At 69.0% G+C, this 26,048-nt stretch carries 25 protein-coding genes and 1 riboswitch; of the genes, 19 read left to right on the top strand and 6 right to left on the bottom strand.

Annotated features, from left to right (window positions below; genetic code table 11):
* Positions 1-6 precede the first annotated feature (6 nt).
* A complete protein-coding gene (locus AB0436_RS12830; protein ID WP_366467839.1) occupies positions 7-1,575 on the bottom strand; it encodes an alpha-L-arabinofuranosidase B in 1,569 nt (522 codons plus the stop codon).
* Between the two features lie 421 nt (positions 1,576-1,996).
* Between AB0436_RS12830 and AB0436_RS12825 the strand changes: the two genes are divergently transcribed.
* From AB0436_RS12825 to AB0436_RS12790, 8 genes are all read left to right on the top strand, one after another.
* On the top strand, positions 1,997-2,923 hold the full coding sequence (locus AB0436_RS12825; protein WP_366467838.1) for a sugar ABC transporter permease: 927 nt from the start codon (positions 1,997-1,999) through the stop codon (positions 2,921-2,923).
* A gap of 3 nt (positions 2,924-2,926) precedes the next feature.
* Positions 2,927-3,871: a carbohydrate ABC transporter permease gene (locus AB0436_RS12820; RefSeq protein WP_366467837.1), complete on the top strand. Its 945-nt coding sequence runs from the start codon at positions 2,927-2,929 to the stop codon at positions 3,869-3,871.
* A gap of 131 nt (positions 3,872-4,002) precedes the next feature.
* Positions 4,003-5,349, top strand: coding sequence for a sugar ABC transporter substrate-binding protein (locus tag AB0436_RS12815; RefSeq protein ID WP_366467836.1), 1,347 nt, complete (start codon positions 4,003-4,005; stop codon positions 5,347-5,349).
* 101 nt (positions 5,350-5,450) lie between these two features.
* Positions 5,451-7,496 carry a beta-galactosidase gene (locus AB0436_RS12810; RefSeq protein ID WP_366467835.1) on the top strand — a complete coding sequence of 682 codons (2,046 nt, stop codon included), beginning with the start codon at positions 5,451-5,453 and terminating at the stop codon, positions 7,494-7,496.
* Between the two features lie 298 nt (positions 7,497-7,794).
* On the top strand, positions 7,795-8,784 hold the full coding sequence (locus AB0436_RS12805; protein WP_366467963.1) for a LacI family DNA-binding transcriptional regulator: 990 nt from the start codon (positions 7,795-7,797) through the stop codon (positions 8,782-8,784).
* Positions 8,785-9,075: 291 nt separating this feature from the next.
* Positions 9,076-10,074, top strand: coding sequence for a cellulase family glycosylhydrolase (locus AB0436_RS12800; protein WP_366467962.1), 999 nt, complete (start codon positions 9,076-9,078; stop codon positions 10,072-10,074).
* A gap of 141 nt (positions 10,075-10,215) precedes the next feature.
* Positions 10,216-10,500, top strand: coding sequence for a toxin-antitoxin system HicB family antitoxin (locus AB0436_RS12795; protein WP_366467834.1), 285 nt, complete (start codon positions 10,216-10,218; stop codon positions 10,498-10,500).
* Complete coding sequence (locus tag AB0436_RS12790; protein WP_366467833.1) at positions 10,497-10,868, top strand: fic family toxin-antitoxin system, toxin component; 372 nt, start codon at positions 10,497-10,499, stop codon at positions 10,866-10,868. Before AB0436_RS12795 ends, AB0436_RS12790 begins: the two co-directional genes overlap by 4 nt.
* A gap of 19 nt (positions 10,869-10,887) precedes the next feature.
* On the opposite strand, the gene AB0436_RS12785 is transcribed toward AB0436_RS12790, so the two are convergent.
* The 4 genes from AB0436_RS12785 to bioB form a co-directional block, all read right to left on the bottom strand.
* Positions 10,888-11,574 carry a class I SAM-dependent methyltransferase gene (locus AB0436_RS12785; protein WP_366467832.1) on the bottom strand — a complete coding sequence of 229 codons (687 nt, stop codon included), beginning with the start codon at positions 11,572-11,574 and terminating at the stop codon, positions 10,888-10,890.
* A gap of 105 nt (positions 11,575-11,679) precedes the next feature.
* On the bottom strand, positions 11,680-12,369 hold the full coding sequence (bioD, locus tag AB0436_RS12780) for a dethiobiotin synthase (RefSeq protein WP_366467830.1): 690 nt from the start codon (positions 12,367-12,369) through the stop codon (positions 11,680-11,682).
* 1 nt (position 12,370) lies between these two features.
* Complete coding sequence (locus AB0436_RS12775; RefSeq protein WP_366467829.1) at positions 12,371-13,642, bottom strand: adenosylmethionine--8-amino-7-oxononanoate transaminase; 1,272 nt, start codon at positions 13,640-13,642, stop codon at positions 12,371-12,373.
* Positions 13,635-14,696: a biotin synthase BioB gene (gene bioB / locus AB0436_RS12770; RefSeq protein WP_366467827.1), complete on the bottom strand. Its 1,062-nt coding sequence runs from the start codon at positions 14,694-14,696 to the stop codon at positions 13,635-13,637. The genes AB0436_RS12775 and bioB overlap by 8 nt, the downstream gene beginning before the upstream one ends.
* A gap of 143 nt (positions 14,697-14,839) precedes the next feature.
* On the opposite strand from bioB, the gene AB0436_RS12765 reads away from it, so the two are divergent.
* Both AB0436_RS12765 and AB0436_RS12760 read left to right on the top strand, forming a co-directional pair.
* Positions 14,840-15,994, top strand: a complete 1,155-nt coding sequence (locus AB0436_RS12765; RefSeq protein WP_366467826.1) for an 8-amino-7-oxononanoate synthase — start codon at positions 14,840-14,842, stop codon at positions 15,992-15,994.
* Between the two features lie 220 nt (positions 15,995-16,214).
* Positions 16,215-16,646, top strand: coding sequence for an ATP-binding protein (locus tag AB0436_RS12760; protein ID WP_366467824.1), 432 nt, complete (start codon positions 16,215-16,217; stop codon positions 16,644-16,646).
* Positions 16,647-16,674: 28 nt separating this feature from the next.
* On the opposite strand, the gene AB0436_RS12755 is transcribed toward AB0436_RS12760, so the two are convergent.
* A complete protein-coding gene (locus AB0436_RS12755; RefSeq protein ID WP_366467823.1) occupies positions 16,675-17,148 on the bottom strand; it encodes a C40 family peptidase in 474 nt (157 codons plus the stop codon).
* A 4-nt stretch (positions 17,149-17,152) separates the two neighbouring features.
* Positions 17,153-17,367, bottom strand: a riboswitch (cyclic di-AMP (ydaO/yuaA leader).
* Between the two features lie 529 nt (positions 17,368-17,896).
* Here AB0436_RS12755 and AB0436_RS12750 point away from each other — a divergent pair.
* The 9 genes from AB0436_RS12750 to AB0436_RS12710 all read left to right on the top strand — a co-directional run bounded on the left by AB0436_RS12750 (position 17,897) and on the right by AB0436_RS12710 (position 25,847).
* Positions 17,897-18,199 (top strand): urease subunit gamma, encoded by a 303-nt coding sequence (locus AB0436_RS12750; RefSeq protein ID WP_366467822.1) that lies wholly within the window; start codon positions 17,897-17,899, stop codon positions 18,197-18,199.
* A 16-nt stretch (positions 18,200-18,215) separates the two neighbouring features.
* Complete coding sequence (locus AB0436_RS12745; RefSeq protein WP_366467821.1) at positions 18,216-18,527, top strand: urease subunit beta; 312 nt, start codon at positions 18,216-18,218, stop codon at positions 18,525-18,527.
* A complete protein-coding gene (locus AB0436_RS12740; protein ID WP_366467820.1) occupies positions 18,520-20,241 on the top strand; it encodes an urease subunit alpha in 1,722 nt (573 codons plus the stop codon). The genes AB0436_RS12745 and AB0436_RS12740 overlap by 8 nt, the downstream gene beginning before the upstream one ends.
* 37 nt (positions 20,242-20,278) lie before the next feature.
* Positions 20,279-20,953, top strand: a complete 675-nt coding sequence (locus tag AB0436_RS12735) for an urease accessory UreF family protein (RefSeq protein WP_366467819.1) — start codon at positions 20,279-20,281, stop codon at positions 20,951-20,953.
* A 25-nt stretch (positions 20,954-20,978) separates the two neighbouring features.
* A complete protein-coding gene (gene ureG / locus AB0436_RS12730; RefSeq protein ID WP_366467818.1) occupies positions 20,979-21,653 on the top strand; it encodes an urease accessory protein UreG in 675 nt (224 codons plus the stop codon).
* Positions 21,650-22,423, top strand: coding sequence for an urease accessory protein UreD (locus tag AB0436_RS12725; protein ID WP_366467817.1), 774 nt, complete (start codon positions 21,650-21,652; stop codon positions 22,421-22,423). The genes ureG and AB0436_RS12725 overlap by 4 nt, the downstream gene beginning before the upstream one ends.
* A 49-nt stretch (positions 22,424-22,472) precedes the next feature.
* Positions 22,473-23,105 (top strand): recombinase family protein, encoded by a 633-nt coding sequence (locus AB0436_RS12720; RefSeq protein WP_366467816.1) that lies wholly within the window; start codon positions 22,473-22,475, stop codon positions 23,103-23,105.
* Positions 23,106-23,328: 223 nt separating this feature from the next.
* On the top strand, positions 23,329-25,209 hold the full coding sequence (locus AB0436_RS12715) for an ATP-binding SpoIIE family protein phosphatase (RefSeq protein ID WP_366467815.1): 1,881 nt from the start codon (positions 23,329-23,331) through the stop codon (positions 25,207-25,209).
* 41 nt (positions 25,210-25,250) lie between these two features.
* On the top strand, positions 25,251-25,847 hold the full coding sequence (locus AB0436_RS12710; protein WP_366467814.1) for a TetR/AcrR family transcriptional regulator: 597 nt from the start codon (positions 25,251-25,253) through the stop codon (positions 25,845-25,847).
* Positions 25,848-26,048 lie beyond the last annotated feature (201 nt).

Raw genomic sequence — 26,048 nt, 5'->3', positions numbered from 1 at the left:
GCCGAACTATGGCGTCCAGGGGGCGCTTACCACCCAGCTCACGTCGTCGGCCCAGGAGGTGGAGCTGTCGAAGGCGTTCGGGCCGCCGTCGGCGGCGACGTAGACGGTGTTGTCGTAGTGGCGGATGAACCGGTCGGGGAAGTTGTACGAGGCGAACGAGGTGCCCTCGCCGTTCTTGCCGGACTGCGGGCAGAACGTCGCGTCGGCTCTGAACAGGGCGCTTCCGTCCATCGGCCGGCGGAACAGCTGGTAGTCGGAGTGGCGCAGGAAGTCGCCGGGGTAGTTCCTCGACTCGAAGGACACGCATGAGGACTTGGCCAGTCCGGGGCGCACGATCCAGGAGGAGTCGCCCTTGTCCAAGGCCGAACTGCCCGACGAGACAGGCGAGGTGACGGCGTTGTTGTTCTGGTGCCGGATGTAGCGAGTGGTGCAGCACGCGGTGGTCGCGCGCAGCGAGAGGGTCGAGCCGGGGCTGAGCGTACCGGCGGTGACCGGGCTCCGTCCGCCGTAGCCGACCGAGACGATGTCGGCCTGCACCGCGTTGTCGGCCGCGTCCGTCGGCAGCCCGCTAGTCATGACGCCTTCGAAGAAGGACCCGATGGATCCGTTGGAATTGTCACCGCCCGTTCCCAGGACGATGGAACCTTCCTGGTGCATCGGCGAGTAGCCGGACGACGTGCTGGGCTCCGGCCCGGAGTAGCGGGTGTTCAGACCGCCCGATTGCGCGTTGCCGTCCTTGGTCGCGAAGTAGTTCTGGCCGTTGTTCTTCAGCAGCGCGGTGACGAACGGCGCCGAGTTGCCGGTGTCCGAACTGTCGGTGCTGTGACCGAGGTTGGACTGGAAGAGGCCGTTCTCCAGATCCGCCTGCACCCACGGGCCGGAGCCGTTGCACGGGGCGAACCAGCACTCGGTGCCGAAGTTGATGGCGTCCATGTGGCCGTTGCCGGTGTCGGCGATCTTCACCTCGGCGTTGCCGTAGTCGAAGCAGCAGCGGTTGTTCACATGGGTGCCGGAGGTGACCATGTACATCCCCTCGGCCTGGCCGTTCACCGCGACGCCGGCTGCGGCCGTGTGCCGGTAACCCATGTGACCCGAGAACGACACGCCGTACACCTGGTGTCCGCCGGCGGTCACCGGCAACGCGTCGGCCGGTGCGCCGGAGTTGGCCGGCCCAGCGGTTCCGGCCGGCTCGATGTACAGGTCGTTGTGGCGCGGCGACTGGTCATAGATGACGTTGATGACGCAGGTCGTGCCGGCGCAGAAGGAGTTCTGCGCCGCGGCGTTGGCGTAGCCGCCGGCGGACAGCACGCCGACGTTTGCCGTGCCGCCGTCGGAGGCGCGCTTCACCTGATAGAGCGGGCCGTTGTACGCGGTGTACAGCGCCCGTGTCGTGCTGTGGGCGGCGACGCATGCGGTGCCGGCCGAGGCGTAGATGTCACAGGGCAGCGACCCTGCTGCCTGCGCGGTTCCCGTACCGCCGACCAGGGCGCTGATGAGCAGGCCGACCGCCGCAAAGAGCGCCAGGAGTGCCTTCTTCAGGTGGGGGAGGGGTGTTCTGTGTGCCGTAGCGAACACTTCGTTCCTTTCATGACCGTTGTGGGGGAAGGGACGGGTGTGCCAGGGGCGAGCCGACAGCCGGACCGTGGTGCGAGATCCGCCTGCCGTCGTTCGATATATCGAATGAGGGTCGGTTCTGCGAACGGAAACATAGGGAGGCCGGAGGGTGGCGTCAATGCTCCGGACGCAAGCGGCGTCCGGGCCTTCGGCGAGCGCCCGCAGTCGGCTGACGGCGCTCGCCGCGGCTGGGCCGATCAAAACCGGACAAGAAACCTTGACGCCCGGCCGCCGGGGTGTGACCATCACCGAAATCAATGTTCACGTAAACGTCGAGGCGTTTTCGGCTCGTTCGGACCCGTAATGTTCACGTAACCATCACGCTCTGTTCATGGTCCGGACCAGAGCAACAAGTGACCAGAGCACACGTGAGGGATGGGTTATGGCAGTCGCTTCACCCCAGTCGGCGGCGGCCGGCAGAGCCGTTCCGCGGCGTTCGCCGCGCGGTCGGCGCCGCTGGATCGGCTGGGGCTTCATCGCGCCGTTCCTCGCGGTCTTCGCCATCGTCTTTCTGGCGCCGATCGGTTACTCGGTCTACCTGAGTCTCTTCCGGGACCAGCTGATCGGCGGCAACTCATTCGTGGGCCTGGACAACTACACCCAGGCCTTCCAGGACCCCGAGTTCTGGGCAGGTCTCAGTCGGGTCGGGCTTTTTCTGCTCGTCCAGGTGCCGATCATGCTGGGTATCGCCCTGCTCGTCGCGCTCGCACTGGACAGCGGCCGGCTCTACGGCCGGGACTTCTTCCGCATCTCGATCTTTCTGCCCTACGCGGTCCCGGCGGTCGTCGCCACCCTCATGTGGGGCTTCATGTACGGCAAGCAGTTCGGTCTGGTCGCCAACATCAACGACCACTTCGGCGTATCGCTGCCCGACCCGCTCTCCCCGCATCTGGTGCTCGCCAGCATCGGCAACATCGTCACCTGGGAGTTCGTCGGCTACAACATGCTGATCTTCTTCGCGGCGCTGCGCGTGATCCCGCAGTCGCTCTACGAGGCCGCCGAGATCGACGGCGCCGGGCAGTGGCGGATCATCACCGCCATCAAGATCCCGGCGATCCGCGGCGCCCTGGTCATCGCCACGGTCTTCTCGATCATCGGAAGCTTCCAGCTGTTCAACGAGGCCAGCATCCTCAAGCCGCTGGCGCGCAATGCCATCACCACCTCTTTCACCCCGAACCTCTACACGTACTCGCTGTCCTTCTCCGGCCAGCAGCACAACTACGCCGCCACCGTCGCGATCATCATGGGAGTCGTCACGATGATCGTCGCCTACGCCGTCCAGTTGCGCGGCATGCGAAAGGAGGCGTGACCCATGGCCACCGACACCACCCCCGCCGCATCCTCCCCGGTCCGGCAGCACGCCCGCGCCGTGCAAGGGCCCATGCTTCGCTCCCGCCGTCGCCGGTCGCCCGGCCGTCCCCGCCGCAGTGTGCTCCTCACCGTGCTGACCAGCCTCGTGGTGGTGTACACGCTGATCCCGCTGGCCTGGCTGTTCATCAACGCCACCAAGACCCAGCCGAAACTGCTCGATTCCTTCGGGCTGTGGTTCAGCGGTCACTTCGCCCTGTGGGACAACGTCCGCGAGACGCTCACCTACAACGACCACATCTTCGTCCGCTGGCTGCTCAACACTCTGCTGTACGTGGTCGCGGGTGCGGGCGGAGCCACCGTCCTGGCCGTGCTGGGCGGTTACGCGCTGGCCAAGTTCAACTTCCCGGGCAAGCGCGGGGTGTTCGCGGTGGTGATCGGCGCGGTCGCCGTACCGGGCGCGGCGCTGGCGGTGCCCACCTTCCTGATGTTCAGCAAGATGGGCCTCACCGACACCCCCTGGGCGGTCATCATCCCGTCTCTGGTCTCCCCGTTCGGCCTCTACCTGATGTGGGTGTTCGCCTCCGAGGCGATCCCCGACGAACTGCTGGAGGCCGCCCGGATGGACGGCTCCGGGGAGATCCGTACCTTCTTCCGGATCTGCCTGCCGCTGCTGGGGCCCGGCATCGTCACCGTTCTGCTTTTCACCGTGGTCGCGACCTGGAACAACTACTTCCTGCCGCTGATCATGATCAAGGATCCGGACTGGTACCCGCTCACCCTCGGCCTCAACGCCTGGAACAACCAGGCAGCCACGGCGGGTGGCCAGCCGGTGTTCAACCTCGTGATCACCGGATCGCTGCTGACCATCATCCCGCTGATCGCTGCCTTCCTGCTCCTGCAGCGCTACTGGCAGTCGGGGCTCTCCGCCGGAAGCGTCAAGGAGTGACCGCCGGCGTCCGCCGGGCCCCTCACCAAGCACCGCCCTTCATGTCCCCTGCTGGTCCGCTCCCCGCTGCACCCATGCGGTGCGGCGGGGCCGGCGCCGCAGATCATCACGCACAACGGAGTGGAATTGAGATGACGAACAAGACGCTTCGCCGCTGGGCACAGGGGATAGCGGTGCTCTGCGCCGCCACCCTGGGGCTGACCGCCTGCGGCTCCTCCGATGATTCCGGCTCCGGCAGTACGGCCTCGGGGGCGAAGTCGGTCGCATCCGCGCTGGGCAAGGGTGGCTCGATCACCGTGTGGGCGTGGGAGCCCACCCTGAAGAAGGTCGTCACCGACTTCGAGGCCAAGTACCCCAAGGTCCACGTGAACCTGGTCAACGCCGGTACCGGCAACGACCAGTACACCGCGCTGCAGAACGCCGTGCAGGCCGGCAAGGGCGGGCCGGACGTGGCGCAGATCGAGTACTTCGCGCTCGGCCAGTTCGCCCTCGGCAAGTCCGTCGCCGACCTCAGCAGTTACGGGGCGAAGGACCTCAAGGCGACGTACTCGCCCGGCCCGTGGAACTCCGTCAACATCAACGGTGGTGTCTACGGACTGCCGATGGACTCCGGCCCCATGGCGATGTTCTACAACAAGAAGGTCTTCGACAAGTACAAGATCGCCGTCCCCACCACCTGGGACGAGTACCTGGCCGCGGCTCGCAAGCTGCACAAGGCGGACCCGAAGGCGTACATCACCAGCGACGCCGGCGACGCCGGCATGACCACCAGCATGGTCTGGCAGGCGGGCGGCAAGCCGTACAAGGTCGACGGCACCAAGGTCTCCGTCAACTTCGGCAGCGACCCGGGCACCGCCGCCTACACCAAGGTGTGGCAGCAACTGATCTCCGAACACCTGGTGTCCCCGGTTCCCGGCTGGAGCGACCAGTGGTACAAGGGCCTGGCCGACGGAACGATCGCCACCCTGTCCACCGGCGCCTGGATGCCCGCCAACTTCACCTCCGGCGTGGCCGCGGCCTCCGGCGACTGGCGGGCAGCACCGCTGCCCCAGTGGCAGGCCGGGCAGCACGCCAGCGCCGAGAACGGCGGCAGCTCGCTGGCCGTCATGCAGGCCAGTAAGAAGAAGGAACTCGCCTACGCCTTCCTGCAGTACGCCAACAAGGGCGCCGGCGTGCAGACCCGGATCAAGGACGGTGCCTTCCCGGCGACCACCGCGGATCTGAACTCCCAGGCGTTCCTGGACACGAAGTTCCCCTACTTCGGCGGCCAGCAGGCCAACAAGATCTTCTCCGCGTCCGCCAAGAACGTCGTGCCCGGCTGGACCTACCTGCCCTACCAGGTCTACGCCAACTCGATCTTCAACGACACCGTCGGCAAGGCCTACGTCTCCTCCACGTCCCTGACCGCCGGCCTCAAGGCCTGGCAGGACGCCTCCGTCAGCTACGGCAAGAAGCAGGGCTTCAGCATGGGCAACTGACGCTCCTCGGAGCACGCGTGGTGAGGCCCGAGAGAGCTCCCGCGGGCCTCACCACCGCTCCGCCCGCCCCACTCGATGGACCCGCAGTACCTGAAAGGACCATGATGACCTCCCTCTCCTCGCACCGATGGCTGCGCCCGGCCGCCGGCGACCGGACCCCGCGACTCTCCTACGGCGCCGACTACAACCCGGAGCAGTGGCCGCGCGAGGTGTGGAAGGAGGACGTGCGCCTGATGCAGGAAGCCGGCGTCACCATCGTGTCACTCGCCATCTTCTCCTGGGCCCGGCTCGAACCCGCCGAAGGCCGCTGGGACTTCGCCTGGCTGGACGAGGTGATGGACCTCCTCCATGACTCCGGCATCGACGTCGACCTGGCCACCGCCACCGCCTCTCCGCCGCCGTGGCTCGTCGAGCGGCACCCGGAGATCCTGCCGGTGACACGCACCGGTGAGACCGTCTGGCCCGGCGGCCGTCAGCACTGGCGGCCCACCTCCCCGGTCTTCCGCGCCCACGCGCTGCGCCTGGTCGAGACGATGGCCACCCGTTATCGCGACCATCCCGCGCTCGCCGCCTGGCACGTCTCGAACGAGCTCGGCTGCCACAACGTCTACGACTACTCCGATGACGCCGCACACGCCTTCCGCGACTGGCTACGCGCTCGGTATGGCACCGTCGACGCCCTCAACGATGCCTGGGCCACCACCTTCTGGTCCCAGATCTACAGCGACTGGCAGCAGATCCTGCCGCCCCGCCTCGCGGCCACCCACCCCAACCCCACCCAGCAGCTCGACTTCAAACGGTTCTCCTCCGACGCGCTCAAGGACTACCTGCGCGCGGAGCGCGACGTGTTGCGCCGGGTGACCCCGGACATCCCGGTGACCACCAATTTCATGGTCATGGGCGGAACCGGAGGAATGAACTACCCGGACTGGGCGGACGAGGTCGACTTCGTCTCCAACGACCACTATGTGACCCCCGGTCCGCAGGGCCTGGACGAGCTGTCCTTCTCGGCCAACCTCACCAGCGGTATCGCAGGCGGCCACCCCTGGTTCCTGATGGAGCACTCCACCAGCGCCGTCAACTGGCAGCCCGTCAATCAGGCCAAGAGGCCGGGCGAACTGACCCGGGACTCGCTGCTGCACGTGGCTCATGGAGCGGACGCCGTCGCCTTCTTCCAATGGCGGCAGTCGGCCGGCGGCGCCGAGAAGTACCACTCGGCGATGGTCCCGCACGCCGGACCCGACAGCGACATCTTCCGCACCGTGAGCGCACTGGGGCAGACCCTGACCGGCCTCGCCCCCGTGGCCGGGTCCGTCCGGCGTACCGCCCGGGCGGCGATTCTGTTCGACTGGGAGTCCTGGTGGACCTCCGAGCTCGACTCGCACCCCACATCCCGGCTGCGCTACCACCAGGAGGCGCTCGACTGGTACTCCGCCTTCCTCGAACTCGGTGTACGCGCCGATGTCATCACCGCCCGCAGTGATCTGACCCGATACGACGTGGTGGTGGCACCGGTCCTGCACGTCGTACCGAAGGCCCTCGCCGACCGGCTGACCGCATACTGCACGGGCGGCGGTCACCTGGTGACGACGTACTTCTCCGGAATCGTCGACGAGAACGACCACGTCTGGCTCGGCGGATATCCGGGGGCCCTGCGCGACCTGCTGGGAATCCGCATCGAGGAGATGGCCCCGCTGGCCGACGGCGAGTCGGTGATGCTCGGCGACGGCAGCACCGCCACCCTGTGGACCGACCGCATCACGGTGGTGGATCCGGATGTCACCGTGCTCACCGACTACGTGACCGGTGATCAGGCCGGCCGTCCCGCCGTCACCCGGCGGACCCTGCCGGGCGGGGGATCAGCCACCTACGTGTCGACCCGTCTGGGCCGTCACCTCGGCCCCCTGCTGTCCCGGCTCCTCGAGGCGGCCGACGTGCGCAGCGAGCTACCCCCCGACGCCCGCGGCCGGGTCGAGCTGGCGGTCCGCGTCAACGACGCGGGCGTGTACTGGTTCCTCGTCAACCGTACGGACCAGTCCGTCGTCCTGCCGGGGACCGGGGGGCGGGTCCTCGTCGGACGGGGCGACGACGCCGGAACGGTGACGCTCGCTCCGCGCGGGGTGGCCGTCGTCCACCGCGACCGCTGACCCCCGGTGCGGACCACCGTGCGGGTCGTGGTGCCTCCATCGACCCGCACGGTACGACCGGCTCCGCAACGGCCGGCTCCACCCGTGCACGGCACTCCGCGCCCAGCGCGGTGGGCGTCCGCAGCCGGGCACCCACAGGAGGCCGAGGACATGCCTAAACTTCAGGCGAACCGGAGGCCGGCCCGCAGCCGGCCGGAACTGCTGCAGCGAGGTGCACAACTCCGTGGAGAACACGGCTGAGACCCAGCCCGCCGATGACGGGGCGGGCGGACGGACGCGGCGCAGGCGCGGTGCGTCCATGGCGGACGTCGCCAGGCTGGCGGGCGTCTCCACGCAGACCGTCTCCCGGGTCTCCAACGGCTACCCGGGAGTGGTGGAATCCACCCGGCAGCAGGTTCGCAGCGCCATGAGGGAGCTCGGCTACCGGCCCAACAGCGCGGCCCGCGCCCTCAGGCGTGGCGAGTTCCGCACCCTGGGCGTCATCCTGTTCACCCTCTCCACCACCGGCAACATGCGCACCCTGGAGGCCGTTGCCTCCTCGGCGGCGCGGGAAGGATACGCCACCACGCTGCTGCCGGTGACCGTTCCGACCCAGGACGAGGTGCGTGGCGCGTTCACCCGCCTCGGCGAGATCGCGGTGGACGGCGTCATCATCATCATGGAGGTGCATCTCCTGGACACCGCGACCGTGACCCTGCCGCCGCACGCCCAGGTGGTGGTGGTGGATTCCAACGCCGGCGACCGGTACTGCGTGGTCGACACCGACCAGATAGGTGGCGCCCGGGCCGCGGTCGCTCATCTGCTCGAGCTCGGCCATGAGACGGTCTGGCACATTGCGGGCCCCGAGGGCTCCTTCTCCGCCGAGCGACGCGTCGACAGCTGGCGGTCGGTTCTCCGGGGTGCAGGGCGGGCGGAGCCCGCCCTGCTGCGCGGGGACTGGTCGGCCGAATCGGGTTACCGGGCGGGCCTGCGGATCGCCGCCGATCCGCGCTGCACGGCCGTGTTCGTGGCCAACGACCAGATGGCCCTCGGTGTGCTGCGCGCGCTGCACGAACACGGCAGGAGGGTCCCGGAGGACGTCAGCGTCGTCGGCTTCGACGATATCCCGGAGGCGGCATCGTTCCTGCCGCCCCTGACCACCGTCCATCAGGACTTCGCCGAGGTCGGGCGGCTCTGCGTCGAGGACGTCCTGCGGCAGATCCGCAACGACGCGCCGGAAAAGGGCACCACGCTCGTCCCCACCGACCTGATCGTGCGGCACAGCACAGCACCGCCGCCGACCCTCTGAGCCTCGCGGGCGGCGGGGTCACCGCTGCTCGCTGGCCCCCGGGGGCCAGCGGGCAGCGGTGACCCCGCCGCAGCAGATAGCCGCAAGGGCTTTGTAAAAGCCTTAGTCGAAGTAATCGCCGAAACCCTTGCCGATGTCTCGGCAGAACCTTAGTGTGACGCCGCTCACTGCCCCACCCAGCCTCTAAGGAACCCGCACATGCGTCCTCCCACACTCCCCTCCCGAAGGGTGCACGGCACCCGACGCACCCTGAGCGGCCTGCTGGCCGCCGCCCTCACCGCCACCGGCCTGATGGCCGTGGCGCTCAACAGCGGACCGCTGGCCGACAGCGCCGCAGCGGCCACCAACACCAGCCAGTTCAAGGGCGTCAACTGGGCCGACCCGCGCGACAACTACGCCAACGACCCTGTCGTACCGTCAGGTCTCTCCACCTCGGACAGCTACGCCACCAGCTACGCCAAGTCCGCCGCGATCATCAGCGGTTTCCGGAGCAATCTGGGCGCCAACACGGTGCGGCTGCCGATCAACCCGTACAGCGTGAACGGATCCTTCTGGAACTCCTACACGGGTGCCATCGACGCTGCCACGGCCAAGGGTTTCAAGGTCATCCTCGGCTACTGGGAGGGCGCCGGCAGCCAGAAGGACGGCCACGTGGACGACATGGCGTCGTTCTGGTCGATGTGGTCGAAGGTGACCAGCAAGTACGCGGGCAACAGTCACGTCTACTTCGAGCCCATGAACGAGCCGTTCGGTTACAGCCAGAGCGCGTGGGCCGATCTCGCCGCCCAGTGGATCAGCAACTACCCCAAGATCCCCAGGAACCGGATCTTCGTCAGCGGCACCGGCTACAACGACAGCGTGACCTCCGTCTGCGCCGACAGCCGCTTCAACGGGACCTACCTGTCCCTGCACCACTACGGCTTCTGGAAGTCCGACGCCAGCTACTCGGAGTGGGTCACCGACCTGAAGAGCCGCATAGGATCCTGCGCCTCCCGTACTGTCGCGGACGAGTTCGGCGCGCCGATGACCACCGGACTGAACTACAACGGGTCCAGCGCCGGGGACAACTCCATCGCGTACATGCAGGCCGATACGGACACCTTCCGCGAACTGGGCATGGGTTCGGTCTACTGGCCCGGCCTGCGCAACGGTGACACGTACAGCATGGAAACCCTGCACGGCACCGGCACGGATCTCTCGCTGACCACCAACAGCCCCAGCGGCGCGGACCGCCTCGCCTACGCGTGGGGCCACGGCCAGGGCAGCGCCAGGAAGGGGGCCCACGGCTGAGCCCGGAAGCCCCCGAGGAGCCTTCTCGGCGGCTGTGTCCACACCCTCTGCAGCTTCTGCGGCACGAGGACGGCCACGGCCGCCGAGCCGGCGCAGCGCTCCCTCTTGCGGGTGCTAGCACATCAGCGCTAGCTTGGTGGTATGGCGAAGACTCAGCTGAACGTACGCGTGGACGAGGTGACCGCCGAGGCCGCGCGGGAGCGGGCGCTCCAGCGGGGGATGAGCGTGAACCGGTACATCGAGGAACTGGTCAGGCAGGACACCGGCGAAGTGGGGCACACCTTCGTCGAAGCGGCCGCCGACTTCATGAAGCAGTACGAGTCGGTTTTCGCCGAGGAGTTCGCGGACGAGTCCGCAGCGGCGCACGAATCCGCAGCCGGTCACGAATTCACCGCGAGCCGTCGGCGCCGGGAGGGCGGCCGTTGAGCCTCCGGATCGACCTTCCCTGGCTGTTGATGGTCGCCGAACACAAGACGCCCGGGGATCCGCAGGTCACCGACTGGGGCGCACTCGTGGCCGCCGTCGCCCGGCACGAGGCTGAGATCTTCGGAATCCCGGTCTACCGCGATCCGCACAGCCGCGCCGCCGCCCTGCTCGAACTACTGCTACAGGTACCGGCGTTGGAGCGCTCCAACGCCATGTTCGCCTCTGCTGTCGCCTATGGCTACCTGGTCGCCTGCGGGCTGAAGGTCGTCACGTCGCCCGAGCAGGTGAGAGACCTCGCCCGGTTGGTCAAGCGTGACAAGGCCGATGTCCGGTCCATCGCCGACGAGCTGCGGCAGTGGTGTCTGTGACCCACCCGGGTGTGGCCTCTCACCTGGATGCGTCACTCACCGACGGCCGGCGGGCCACGCCCAGCACGCAGGGGGACGACGGAAGGCGGGGGCCCTTCTCCGGCACCGTGAGCCGCCGGTGTGCGCCCAGCTCGAAACCCGCCGCCCCGATGGCGGCCAGGGTGTCCCGCGCGGTGTGACAGCCGCCGAAGAGCAACGGCCAGACCGTGCGGTCCAGGACCCGCTGGGTCGTCGCCATCGCCCGGCCCTCTCCCAGGCCGTGCTCGAAGAAGCGCAGTTCACCACCGGGCCGCAGCACCCGCCTGATCTCGGCGAGCGCCCGTGGCACATCGCGAACGGTGCACAGGACGAGTGACGCCACGGCCGCGTCGAAAGCCTCGCTCTTCACCGGCAGCGCCTCAGCCGCGCCGGGCACCACATCGACCGGTACCTCGGCGCGCATCGCCGACCGCACTGCCAACTGCCGCAGACTGCGCTCCGGTTCGATCGCCACCACCTCGGAGACAGCCGCCGGGTAGTGTGCGAAGTTGAGTCCGTTGCCCGCGCCGATCTCGATCACCCGGCCGGAGAGGCCCGAAAGCAGCTCGGCGCGGTGAGCCGCGACCCCGCCCTTGAGGTCGGCGCTGACGCTGAAGCGGGCGTAGAAGCGCGCGAAGAGCGGATGGTGCACGGCGTCGCGGGAAATCCTGTCACTGCCTGCGGGCATCGGGTGCCTCCTCCAGCGAGGGTCTCTGCGGACACCGTAATTCTCCCCCCGCACGGAGCGATGACGCTTCGCGCGCATCACCGGCGGCCGGTGATGCGCGCACGCTCAGCGAGGCGGCGTCCAGCCACCGCCCAGGCGCGGTGCCAGCCAGCTGGTGGCCCGGTCCCGGAAATCGGCGGGCGACAGAGCACCGGCGCCCTCCGGAACCGCTCCCAGCAGCGGGGCTCCGGCCACCACCGGAAGATCCGTGAGGTTGCAGCGGGCCGCCAGACCGGGTGCGGCCGGCCAGCTGCCGACGACCACGCCCGCGCACTGCAGGCCCCGGGCGCGCAGCGCCTCCGCGGTGAGCGCGGTGGCGTTGAGCGTACCGAGTCCGGCGGGCGCCACCACCAGCATCGGCGCACCGAGGAGCGCTGCCGCCTCCGCCAGCGTGCCGCCCTCGTCGTCGAACCGGACGAGCAGGCCGCCGGCGCCCTCCACCAGCACCAGATCATGCTCGGTGGCCAGTTTCTGCGCCGCGTCCGCGACGTCCTGCGGTCGCACCGGTGTCATCGCAGCGCGCCGGGCAGCGGTCGCCGGCGCCAACGGCTCCGGGAACCGGGCGAGCTCCACCGCGGTCACCGGCCCCGCCAGGCGGGCGACCTCAGCGACGTCACCGTGCTCGCCGGGTGCCAGCCCGGTCTGCGCCGGCTTGAGCACAGCGACCGAGCGCCCCCGGGCAGCGGCCGCCACAGCGGCGGTGACCACGGTCTTGCCGATCTCGGTACCGGTGCCCGTGACGAAGAGAATCGTCATCTCATCCCTCCCGTGCGACGGCGCAGACCGCCCGGCAGATCCGGGCGAGGTCCTGATCGCCGGTGATGTAGGGCGGCATGGTGTAGACGAGGTCACGGAAGGGCCGCAGCCAGACCCCCTCGCGCACCGCCGCCCGGGTCGCCGCCGCCATGTCCACCTGGTGATCGAGCTGTACGACGCCGATCGCGCCCAGCACCCGGACATCCCGCACGGCGGGCAGCGCGGCGGCCTGCGCGAGACCGTCCCGCAGACCGGTCTCCAGCCGCTTGATCTCCTGCTGCCAGTCCTGCGCCAGCAACAGCTCGATCGAGGCGCAGGCCACCGCGGCGGCCAGCGGGTTGCCCATGAAGGTCGGCCCGTGGGCCAGCACGGGTACCTCTCCGCGCGCAATGCCGTCGGCCACCCGGGGCGTGCAGAGCGTCGCCGCCATGGTGAGGTAACCGCCGGTCAGCGCCTTGCCCACGCACATCACATCAGGTGCGACCCCGGCCTGCCCGGCGGCGAAGAGCGTGCCCGTACGGCCGAAGCCGGTGGCGATCTCGTCGAACACCAGCAGCACACCGTGTGCGTCGCACGTCTCCCGCAGCACCCGCAGGTATGCGGGGGAGTGGAACCGCATACCGCCCGCCCCTTGCACCACGGGTTCCACGATCACCGCGGCCAGTTCGTCGGCATGGCGGCCGATGAGCTCGTCGAGGTGGTCGGCGTACCCCTGTTCGTACGCGGCAGGCGGGGCGTCCGCGAAAACCTGGCGCGGCAGCGCCCCCGACCACAGCTCGTGCATGCCGCCCTCGGGGTCGCACACCGACATGGGCTGCCAGGTGTCTCCGTGGTAGCCGCCGCGCCAGGTCAGCAGACGCTGCTTGGCCGGACGGCCCACCGAGCGCCAGTACTGGAGGCACATCTTCACCGCCACCTCGACCGACACCGAACCGGAGTCGGCCAGGAACACGTGCTGGAGCGGTTCCGGGGTGATCTCCACCAGTTTGGCCGCGAGCCGGACGGCGGGCTCATGGGTGAGCCCGCCGAACATCACGTGACTCATCCGGTCCAACTGGCCGCGCGCGGCCTCGTTGAGCACCGGGTGGTTGTACCCGTGGATCGCCGACCACCACGACGACATGCCGTCGACGAGCTCGCCCGTACCGGCCACCCGCAGCCGCACACCGGACGCCGACTCGACCAGCAGCGGCTGCTGCTGTCCGGGCATCGGCCCGTACGGATGCCAGACGTGCCGCCGGTCGAGTTCGAGCAGCTGGTCCGTGTCAGGCATTGGGCGCGAGGTCCGTCCCGGCACCCCGGCGGCGGACCGACACCAGATCCGTACGGTGGTCGGGCAGCGTGGTGGTGTCCGTGCCCTCCACCTCGAAGCCGGCGTCCGCGATCATGTCCAGATCGGCCCGGCCCGCCTGACCCTCGCTGGTCAGGTAGTCGCCGAGGAAGATGGAGTTGACCAGATGCAGGGCGAGCGGCTGCAGCGAACGCAGGTGCACCTCCCGCCCGCCGGCCAGCCGTACCTCCGCGTCCGGGCAGACGAACCGCACCATCGCCAGGATGCGCAGGCAGCGCTGCGGGGTGAGGCTCCACTGCTCGGCGAGCGGAGTTCCCTCCATCGGGATCAGGAAGTTCACCGGCACCGAGTCGGGGTCGAGGTCGCGCAGGGCGAACACCACATCGACCAGGTCGGCATCGCTCTCGCCCATCCCGGCGATCAGTCCCGAACAGGCCGAGAGCCCCGCGGCCTGCGCCTGCTGGACGGTCTCCACCCGGTCGGAGAAGTCATGGGTGGTGCAGATGTCGGCGTAGGTCACCTCGGACGTGTTGAGGTTGTGGTTGTAGGCATCGGCGCCCGCGGCCCGCAGCCGCTCCGCCTGCCCGCCGGAGAGCAGCCCGAGACAGGCGCACACCTCCACGCCGTCGTTCTGTTCCTTGATCGCCTCGATGGTCTGCGAGACCCGGTCGACGTCGCGGTCCGTCGGGCCCCGCCCGCTGGCGACCAGACACACCCGCTTCGCTCCGCCGGCCACACCGGCCGCCGCCACCTGGGAGGCCTCGTCCGGCTTCAGCCAGGTGTACTTGAGGATCTCGGCCTTGGAGCCCAGCCGCTGCGAGCAGTACGAGCAGTCCTCCGGGCAGAGCCCGGACTTGAGATTGACGAGGTAATTGAGCTTCACCCGCCGTCCGAACCACTGACGGCGTACCTTTCCGGCGGCGGCCACCACATCGAGCAGCTCGTCGTCCGACGTCGCCAGTACGGCGAGCGCCTCTTCACGGGTCGGCAGTTCGCGCCGCAGCCCCTTGTCCACCAGCGTGTTCAGCAGGTCCATGGGGGTGATCCTGGCCTACGGCAGTACGTCAGGCCAAGGAGGAACCGAACAACACCCGCCGTGAAGGGTGTGTGCATTGCCACACCATGACCCCGCATGGCCCCCGCTAGGGTCTGTGAACTGCCTACAAAGAGGGACTGATCATGCCGGGTGTCACGCCTCCATCGCCCTTCGACTGGACCGATACCGCGGCATCCCTGCGGGCCCGGGCCGGCCTCGTCCGCACGCTGCGGCCACGCCCGGCCGCTTCGGATCTGCTGGATCTGGCGAGCAACGACTACCTGGGGCTGGCCCGTAGAAGGGAGATCACCGAAGCGGCCTCGGCAGCGGTCCGCCGCTGGGGTGCCGGTGCCACCGGGTCACGGCTGGTGACCGGCTCGACGGAACTGCACGCCGAACTGGAACGGGACCTCGCCGATTTCTGTGGCTTCGAGGCTGCGCTGGTCTTCTCCTCCGGATACGCCGCCAATCTGGCGGCCCTCACCGCGCTGACCGACCGGGGTTCGCTCATCGTCTCGGATGCGGGCAACCACGCCTCGATCGTCGACGGATGCAGGCTGTCCCGGGCGGCAACCGAAGTCGTTCCGCACGCCGATCCGGAGGCGGCCGCCAAGGCGCTCGGCGCACACCGGGGCCGCGCCCTCGTCGTCACCGACTCGGTCTTCTCGGTCGACGGTGACGCGGCGCCACTCGCGGACCTGGCCGCCGTGTGCCGCGGTCACGGTGCCGCCCTGGCCGTGGACGATGCCCACGGTCTCGGGGTGCTCGGCGAAGGCGGCCGGGGAGCGCTGCACGGCGCGGGGCTGGCCGGCGCGGACGACGTGGTCGCCACGGTCACCCTCTCGAAGTCCCTGGGCAGTCAGGGCGGTGCGGTGCTGGGCCCCGCCCGGGTCATCGACCACTTGGTCAACGCGGCCCGCACTTTCATCTTCGACACCGGCCTGGCCCCGGCCGCGGCGGGCGCGGCCCTGGCGGCCCTGCGGCTGCTGCGTGCGGAACCCGCCCTCGGCGGGCAGGCCCGTACGGTGGCGAGCACACTGCACCACCGTCTCACCGAGGCCGGGCTGAGCGCCGTACGCCCGCAGGCTGCCGTGGTGTCCGTACGCGCGCCGTCGCCCGCGGCGGCGGTGCGCTGGGCCGCCGACTGCCGGGAAGCGGGACTCGCGGTCGGCTGCTTCCGGCCGCCTTCGGTGCCGGACGGCATCTCCCGGTTGCGTCTCACCGCGCGTGCCGACCTGACGGAGGCGCAGGTCGCCCGGGCCGTACGGACGTTGCTGCGAACCGCGCCCGCCGGCTGACCCGAGACGGAGAACGGCCGTTCACCTGCTCGCCGTCCAAATACGTTCTCCCGTAGCAGAGTTCATCACTTTGAGCGACTGATACAGGCCCATCTTTGTGGATCGCCGATGATGCGGTCACTATGAGTGTCACGCTGGCGCGAAGGGCAATCCGAGGCCGTCCTCGAAGTGCATCCGCAACGGGTCGGAGCCGGCACCGGTGGGAAAGGGACAGGCCGTCATGGCAGACCACCAGGAAGCAAAAGTCACCCTGCCGAGCGAACCTGCCTCGGTTCCGGCGGCCAGGTCCTATGTGGCCCGGGTGCTCACCGACTGGGGCCTGCCGGCCGATACGGACGCGGCGGACGCGATCCGGCTGATCGTCTCCGAGCTGGCGACCAACGCCGTGCAGCACACCTTCGGCCAGTCACCGACCTTCACCGTGGACATCGTGCTCGAGCGGGACGAACTGCTGCGCATCGGTGTCACGGACAGTCACCCACGCTGGCCCCAGCGGCTGCCCGCAGCGGTCCAGCAGGACAACGGCCGGGGCATGGTGATCATCCGATGGCTGGCCGCCGAGAGCGGCGGCCGGCTGTCGGTCACCCCCACCCGGGAAGGCGGCAAGACGGTGTGGATCGCCCTGCCCTGGACGGCTGCCGACCGGACCTGAGCCTGCGGCAGCCGCGCCCGCCGCTTGTTCAGTTCACGCGCCCGTACCAGACGTTCTTGGTCCAGATCCGCTCCAGCCTGACCACGGAACCGGTTTTCGGCGAATGCCAGATCTTGCCGCTTCCCGCGTACAGGCCGACATGGAAGACGTTCCGCCCGTAGTGGAAGAACACCAGGTCCCCGCGTCTGCGGTGGGAAGCAGCGATATGGCGCACCTTGTTGTACTGCGCCTGGGCGGTGCGTGGCAGCTTCTTGCCTGCCTTCTTGAACGAATAGAAGGTCAGCCCGGAGCAGTCGAACCGGGAGGGACCGGCTGCGCCCCACTGATAGGGCGATCCCTTTTTGGATGCCGCGATCTGCACCGCTCTTGCGGCGTGTGTCGCGGCTTGGGCCTCGGGTGTGGCGCCGGGCGCCAGCGAGGTCCCCGCTACTGCGGCGAGTGTGAGGGCCGAAGCGGTTCCGGCCCGGGTGAGCAGAGACGGGATGTGAATCTGCGCAGTCATGCGCAACCCTTCGTCAAACCGCCTGAGAAGGTTGACCTGTCGGGTTCGGGCCGGCGAAGTTGCCCGGCCGCCGGGCGGGTGGCCGACTGATCGGTCGGCCCTCCTTGCAGCGGCTTCACCCCAAGGGGCGACACGTCTGTCGCCCCGGACTGCTTGGGTCCTCCACTCCTGCCGATCCACTCGTGTCGACCAGACGTCCGGGTACGGCGGCAGGACTCGGCGTCCGCCCGGACCGCCCCGCCGTGGTGGCGGGGGCTTGTCGTCCCAGGGATCTTCACTCACCGCGCGCCGGATTTCTGCCTGACACTGCCGGTTCGCCGGTCCGCTCACCCCTGGCCCATCCGAGTGGGCGGGGTTCCGGAACCACCGACCGGCCGGCGGGTGCGGGTCCCTCACCAGGTGTGCAGCCGCGCTCTGCGGTGAGTGCTCGGGCGTGCCGTGCAAATCGGGGCGAGCCGTCGGGCCCTGCCTGTCTAAGTCTTCCGGGCGACGCCCATCGGGGTAGGGGTGGCATCCGAAAGGATGGCAGGAGACGGCGTGTCGCGGGGTGACCCTGCGCGGTCCGTTGAATGCATACCGCAAGCAATGATCATGGCCCAGCAAAAGGCCGGTTAACGTGCCGGAAAAACTTCCGCCGTAATGTGCAATGCCTGGTGGCCGGGGGTTTCGCACCGTGTCAACAAAATGTTGAAGTCGAGTGGTCCGCGGTGCCCGACCGGGGCCGGGACGAAGACGGTGAGGCGGAAGCGTGCAACTGACACCCCATGAGCAGGAACGACTGCTCATCCATGTGGCGGCGGACGTGGCGGAGAAGCGCAGGGCGCGGGGCCTGCGACTGAACCACCCCGAGTCGGTGGCGCTGATCACCTCGCACATCCTGGAAGGTGCCCGGGACGGCCGTACGGTGGCCGAGCTGATGGCGTCGGGGCGCACGGTGCTCGCCAGGGCGGACGTCATGGACGGCATCCCCGAGATGCTCCGCGAGGTTCAGGTCGAGGCGACCTTCCCGGACGGTACCAAGCTCGTCACCGTGCACGAGCCGATCGTCTGACCGGGGAGTGGCACCGATGATCCCCGGAGAGATTCTGTACGCCGAAGACCCGCTGACCCTCAACGAGGGCCGCCGGGCCACCCGTCTCACCGTTCTCAACATCGCCGACCGCCCTGTGCAGGTCGGCTCCCACTATCACTTCGCGGAGGCCAATCCGGCTCTGCGCTTCGACCGTGCCGCGGCGCAAGGCCGTCGGCTGAACATCGCCGCAGGAACCGCGGTGCGCTTCGAGCCCGGCATCCCCGTCGACATCGAACTGGTTGCCATCGCCGGGCTGCGCATCGTCCCGGGACTGCGGGGAGAGACCGCAGGAGCCCTCGATGGCTGAACTCACCCGCGCCGTGTACGGCGACCTCTTCGGCCCCACCGCCGGGGACCGGATCCGCCTCGCAGACACCGAGCTTCTCGTCGAGATCGAGGAGGACCGCTGCGGGGGCCCCGGCCGGTCCGGCGACGAAGCGGTGTTCGGCGGCGGAAAGGTGATCCGCGAGTCGATGGGCCAGTCCCGCGCCACGCGCGCGCAGGGCGCCCCGGACACCGTCATCACCGGCGCTGTGATCCTCGACCACTGGGGCATCGTCAAGGCGGACATCGGCATCCGGGCGGGACGTATCACCGGGATCGGCAAGGCCGGTAATCCCGACACGATGGACGGAGTCCACCCCGACCTGGTCATCGGCCCGGAAACCGAAGTCATCGCAGGCAACGGCAAGATCCTCACGGCCGGCACCATCGACACCCACGTGCACTTCATCACCCCCACGCTCATCGACCAGGCGCTGTCGTCCGGGGTCACCACCCTCGTCGGTGGCGGAACCGGCCCGGCGGAGGGCAGCAAGGCCACCACCGTGACGCCCGGTCCCTGGCACCTCGCCCGGATGTTCGATGCGTTGGAGGCGTACCCGGTGAACATCGGGCTGCTCGGCAAGGGCAGCACCATGTCCCACGAGGCGATGCACTCCCAACTGCGCGGCGGCGCTCTGGGATTCAAGATCCACGAGGACTGGGGCGCCACCCCGGCCGTCATCGACGCCTGCCTGGGTGTCTGCGAGGAAACCGGCGCCCAGCTCGCCATCCACACGGACACGCTGAATGAGGCGGGCTTCGTCGGCGACACCCTGGCGGCCATCGCCGGGCGTTCCATTCACGCCTACCACAGTGAGGGCGCGGGAGGCGGACACGCTCCCGACATCATCACCGTCGTCTCCGAACCCAACGTCCTGCCCAGCTCCACCAACCCGACCCGGCCGTACACCGTCAACACCATCGAGGAACACCTCGACATGCTGATGGTCTGCCACCACCTCAACCCAGCTGTTCCCGAGGACCTGGCCTTCGCGGAGTCCCGGATCAGGCCGTCCACCATCTCGGCCGAGGACATCCTGCACGATCTGGGTGCCATCTCGATCATCTCCTCGGACGCCCAGGCGATGGGCCGCATCGGAGAAGTGACGCTCCGTACCTGGCAGACCGCCCACGTAATGAAGAAGCGCAGAGGCGCCCTGCCGGGCGACGGCCGCGCCGACAACCATCGTGCACGTCGCTATGTCGCCAAATACACCATCAACCCCGCCGTGGCGCAGGGCCTGGACCGGGAGATCGGCTCGGTGGAGAGCGGCAAGCTCGCCGATCTCGTCCTCTGGGACCCGGCGTTCTTCGGCGTCAAACCCCAACTGGTGCTCAAGGGCGGACAGATCGCCTACGCCCAGATGGGAGACGCCAATGCCTCCATCCCCACCCCGCAACCGGTCCTGCCCAGGCCGATGTTCGGAGCGACCGGGCGGGCCCCGGCGGCGAATTCGGTCAACTTCGTCACGCAGGCCGCCCTCGACGACGGTCTGGCCGAACGCCGAGGCCCCGGCAAGGAATTCGTCGCCATCGGCAGCACCCGCGCCGTCGGGAAGGCGGACATGCGGGAGAACGACGCGCTGCCCCGCGTCGAGGTCGACGCCGACACCTTCACCGTGACCATCGACGGCGAGCCCGTCGAGCCGGCATCGGCAGCCGAACTGCCCATGGCGCAGCGATACTTCCTTTTCTGATGGCCGATTCATGAGTGATTCAGGAGAGAGGCCTCCGATGGGCCGATCGGCGCTGCTGATACTGGCCGACGGCCGGTTCCCCGCCGGCGGTCACGCCCACTCCGGCGGCGCCGAACAGGCCGTGGTGGCGGGGCGGATCCGCGACGCCCGCGATCTGGCGGACTTCTGCCTCGGCCGACTGCACACCACCGGACTCACCTCCGCGGCGCTCGCCGCCACAGCCGCGCTGGGAGCCGATCTGCGGGTACTCGACGAGGCCGCCGACGCCCGGACACCCTCGCCCGCCCTGCGGGCGGCCGCCCGCAAGCTCGGCCGCCAGCTGATGCGGGCCGCGCGTGCCACCTGGCCGTGTCCCGAACTCGACGCACTGGCCACGGCCTTGCCACGCGGCGCGCACCAGCCCGTCGTCCTCGGGGTCACCGCCCGCGCGGCGGGCCTCGGGGCCGGCGACGCCGCGCACTGCGTCGCGTACGAGACGGTCAGTGGCCCGGCCGGTGCGGCCGTCCGGCTCCTCGGCCTCAACCCTTTCGAGGCCACCGCCGTCCTCGCCCGCCTCGCACCCGAGATGGACCGGGTGGCGGACAAGGCCGTCGCGGCCGCGGCAGAGGCAGCGCGCCACGGCCTTGACCGGCTGCCGGCCACCTCCGCGCCGCTGCTGGACATCGCCGCGCAGGCACACGCCGCCCGGCCGGTACGACTCTTCGCCTCGTAACACCTGCCACCACTGGAGCAAGCACATGCACCTCGATCATTCCGGCACCGCCATGGCGGTCAGCGCCGACGCGACCCGCCCCGACGGAACGCGGCGGGCCCTGCGCATCGGCCTCGGCGGGCCGGTGGGTTCCGGCAAGACCGCCACCGTCGCCGCCCTCTGCCGCGCGTTGCGCACCGAACTGTCCCTCGCCGTCGTCACCAATGACATCTACACGCGTGAGGATGCGGAGTTTCTGCGGCGCTCCGCGGTGCTGCCGCCGGAGCGGATCCAGGCCGTCGAAACGGGGGCCTGCCCGCACACCGCCATCCGGGACGACATCTCGGCCAACCTCGAAGCGGTCGAGGATCTGGAGGAGGCGGTGGGACCGCTCGATCTGATCCTGCTGGAATCGGGCGGGGACAACCTCACGGCGACCTTCTCCAAGGGGCTCGTCGATGCCCAGATCTTCGTCATCGACGTCGCGGGGGGCGACGACATCCCGCGCAAGGGCGGTCCCGGAATCACCACCGCCGACCTCCTGGTCATCAACAAGACCGACCTCGCGCCCTACGTCGGGTCGGACCTCCGCAGAATGGCCGGCGACGCGGCGGACCAGCGCGGCGAACGACCTGTCGTCCTCACCTCGTTGAAGGCCGAGGACGGTGTACGGCCGGTCGCCGACTGGGTACGCGCACAGCTCGCCGGCTGGGCCGTATGAGCCTGCGGGCCACGGCCCGTATCACCGCCGCCCCCGACGGCCGGGGCGGCACGGCCCTGCCGGTCCTGATGAGCGACGGACCACTCGCCCTGCGGCGTACCCGCGGCGCCGGACCGGCGGCCAGGGTCACCGTCGTCGGGGCGATGAGCGCGCCGCTGAACGGGGACCGGCTCGCCGTCGAAGCCGAGGTACGGGCCGGTGCGCGGCTCCGGGTCGGTTCGGCTGCTGCGACGATCGCGTTGCCCGGGCCCGCCGATGAACCCAGCCGCTACGACATCCGCATCAGTGTCGGGGAAGGGGCCGAACTCAGCTGGCTGCCCGAGCAGTTGATCTCCGTACGCGGCGGACGACTGCTGATGACCACGCGGGTCGAGCTGGCCCCCGGCGCCCGGCTGGTCCTGCGGGAGGAGCAGATCCTGGGCCGGCACGAGGAATCCTCCGGCACGCTGAGCACCCGGCTCACCGTTCACCGTGGCGGTCGGCCGTTGCTGGACCAGGAGCTCAGCTTCGGTTCCGGGGCGCCCGGCGGGTGGGACGGTGGCGCCGTGCTGGGAGGCCACCGGGCCGTTGGCCAGCTGCTCGTCGTGGACCCGGCGTTCGAGGCGGAGGACCGGAAGCCGGCGCCCCGGCTGCTCGGCGACACGGCAGCGCTCACCCCGCTGGCCGGACCTGCTGTGCTGGTCACCGCGCTCGCATCCGACGCGCTGCGGCTGCGGGCCGTGCTCGACGAGGTGATGGACACCGAGGGCTGGCCAACCCAGTACGGGTGAACCGACGAGCGCATGGAGAAGGGTCGCTGGAACCCGGTTCCTCGCCATCTTGTTCACCCCAGAACGACGACATCACGCGGGCGAATCCGGCGCCAAGCAGGACCGGCCTCAGATCATGCGCCTGGAGCGCGACGCCCAGGCCAATAAGATCGACGTCGTCGCCGTCCACAAGTTCGATCGCATCGGACGCACCGGCCGTGCCTTTTGCCCGCTCGCGGGCAGTCGCGTCGGTGAGCGGCGAAGTGGCCCCGGTTGTTGCCGCACATCGACCGGGAGGTCTGCCTACTCCAGCAGGGTGCGAGCAGCGGCGCCGGGCAGAAGTGCGGCCGTACATCCAGCCGGGCTCGGCGAATGTCCGGGTCACTTCGGACACCTGTGCGCACGGAGGTGGCTGCAACTCGTGCATAGCGTGCGCAGTCTGCTGCCAGCGGCGTCGCGCGGAGATCTCAGGGCTTGGGCGTACCAGCCAACAGGCGTTGCCCGCAGCTCCTCGAGGGGCGCATGCCCTGGTCCTTTCGTACATTCTCACTATGGGAACCGACGTCGATGCGTTGCTTGGCCAGCTGGCCCGCCACCTCAGGCCACAGCTGAGGGAGCTGTCCGACCTGCTGCTGCAACGTCTGAACGGCGAGCTTCCCGAGCTTTGGGAAGACGCGGAGATCGCGGCTCTGACCTTGGATGAGACAACCCAGCACGTCGCCACATTTCTGGATCTGCTTGAGACCCACTCCGACACGAGCACGTCGAAAGCTCCTCTGGTCGCCCTGGAAATAGGTCGCCTCTATGCTCGGCGAGGGATCCCGGTGAGCCGCCTCCTACGTGGCTACCGGCTCGGCCACCTCAGCTTGCTCCAGGTGATGCAGGCCGAGGCTCCCCGCCTCACTGCCGATTGGCAGGTGATCAGTATGGCGATGGTCAGACTGATCGCGGTCGGCTTCGACTATGTGGACCGGTCCTCGGAAGCGGTCGTTGCCGCTTACCAGGGGGAGCGCGATCGCCTGCTTCAGCGTCGGCTTGTCCTCACCAACGAGGCGAGCCGACGGATCGGCAGCACCCTCGATGCCACCCGCACCGCCGAGGAGCTGGCAGAGGTGTGCACCGAGGACTTCGCCGACTTTGTCGCCGTCGACCTCCTCGACTCTGCTTTCGACGAAGCGGATGATCGTTCGCCGGAGGTTTCGGTGCGCCGCGTCGCCCAGATGTCTGTCCTCGACGGCTGCCCGGAGTCCCTGCTCGTCGCAGGTCAGAGGCACTCCTACCCAGAAGGGTCAGAACCCGTTCGCGCACTGGCCAGCGGTCGGTCCCTCCTCGACCACTTCGTCGACGCCCGGGTTCCCTCCTGGCTGGCACCGTCCGGGGCCCACGAGCGAGCCCTGCACGATCTCGGCCTCCACTCGATGCTGCTGGTGCCCCTGCACGCCCGTGGCAACGTCCTCGGCGTCGTGCAGTTCTTCCGTCATCGCACCCCGGCCCACTTCGCCGACGACGATCTCCTGCTGGCGCAAGACCTCGCCTCCAGAGCAGCGGTGTCCATCGACCACGCCCGCCGGTACACCCGTGAGCGTTCCACAGCGCTCACCCTCCAGCAGGCCCTGCTGCCGCAGCATGTTGTGAAGCAGCCGGCCGTCGAAACGGCCTCCCGCTACCTGCCCGCCGGTTCCCGCGCCGGAGTGGGCGGAGATTGGTACGACGTGATCCGGCTCTCCGGGGCCCGCGTCGCACTCGTCGTCGGCGACGTCGTCGGTCATGGCCTCCAGGCTGCTGCCACCATGGGCCGCCTCCGCACTGCCGTCCGCTCCTTCGCCGACATCGACCTCATGCCCGACGAACTGCTCACACACCTCGACGACGTGGTCATCCGGATGCAGAGCGAGGAGTCGCTGGGCGAGGGCGAGACCAGTGCCACCTGCCTGTACGCGATCTACGATCCCGTGTCTCGTCTGTGCTCCCTCGCCAGCGCCGGACATGTGCCGCCGATGGCGGTGGCACCCTCGGCCACCCGCGACGACGCCCGGGTCGGCAGCGTGGTCGAGTTGCCCGCGATGCCCATCGGCCCGCCCTTGGGCCTGGGCGGACTTCCTTTCGAGACAACCGAGTTCGAACTGCCGGAGGGCAGCTTGCTGGCCCTCTACACCGACGGTCTGATCGCCGACCGCGCGCGTGACGTGGACATCGCGCTCACGACGCTGCGCGATGTCCTCACCTCGGTCCCGGAATCGCTGGAGGCGACCTGCGACCAGTTGCTGTCCGCGCTGCTGCCCAGCCGCCCTGCTGACGACGTCGCTCTTCTGGTGGCCCGAACGCGAGCCCTCGACCCCGACCATGTCGCCACGATGGATCTCCCCTCGGACCCGGCCGCCGTGTCCGGAGCCCGTGGCTTCGCGTCGGACGTGCTGACCGCCTGGGGCCTCGAGGAGCTGACCTTCACCGCGGAACTCATCGTCAGCGAACTGGTGACGAACGCGATCCGCTATGGCAAGCCCCCTATACAGCTACGGCTGATCCTCGAGTCGACGCTGACCTGCGAGGTCTTCGATGCCAGCAGCACCGCCCCGCACCTGCGTCGTGCCCGGACGTTCGACGAGGGAGGCCGTGGCCTGCTCCTGGTCGCCCAGCTCACCAAACGCTGGGGCGCACGACATACCCGAGAGGGAAAGGTCATCTGGGCCGAACAGGCCCTGCCGGAAGCAGAACGACCCACTACGGTGAGTGACGACACCCATGTGCAATGTAGCGCTGACCTCGCCGGTTCATCCAAGCCGATTGAGGGGCCGTGGTACCTTTAAAGTAGTTCAAATGACTGAGTCATAGTCTCACGGAGGGTTTGATGGCGTACGTCTCAGCGGCAACGCGGCGAGGACAGTTGATCGAGGCGGCTGTGCGGGTGATCGCGCGCGAGGGTGCCGACGGAGCCACTACCCGGAAGATCGCCGATGAGGCGAAGGCACCTCTCGCCTCCCTCCACTACTGTTTTCAGAACAAGGAGAACCTCCTGCTCGCGGTCTTCGCGCAGCTCTCGGAAGAGTTGCCCGTCGATGTCGATCTGCCCGAGGGCAAGAGCACGAGTCTGGGCCACGTCATAGAGCAGAGTTTGACGCGCGCCATGCAGTGGAGTGTGGAGAATCCTGTCCGGATACGGGCCATGATCGAGGTCACGCTGTGGGCCGAGCGTTACGACCCTGAGCTGTCCGTCAGCTTCTACGACGTCTTCCTGAGGTCGGCGGAGGCTGTCCTGCGCCAAGTCGACGTGCCCTTCTCGGATGAGGAGCTCCACTCGGTGGTGCGGGTCGCGATGTCTCTGGTCGACGGTCTCTCACTGCAATTGCTCACGAATGGGGACACGGAGCGCACGCTGCGCGACACGGCGACCGCCTGCGAGATACTCAAGGCTTTTCTGAGGCAGAGGGAACGAAAGGCCGTCTAAAGCGGCGAGCGACGGGCACGGCACTCCGCTCGCGGCCATTCTCGCCGGCGCAATCTCAGCGACTTGACGCAGCTGGTGTCGCTCCCGAACGCCGTCCCGCCTGTCCGCGGCGGCCCGCATCGCCCGCCGGAACGCCCGCCACGGCACCGGCAACTCCGGTCACTATGTTGGTCGTTCCAAGGGGCGGCGATTCCGGATGCT

Origin of the sequence: Streptomyces sp. NPDC051322 (genome assembly GCF_040689485.1) — a bacterium.
Taxonomy (GTDB): domain Bacteria; phylum Actinomycetota; class Actinomycetes; order Streptomycetales; family Streptomycetaceae; genus Streptomyces.
Note: the sequence above shows the minus strand (reverse complement) of the source record. Positions and strands in the feature narration are given on the sequence as shown.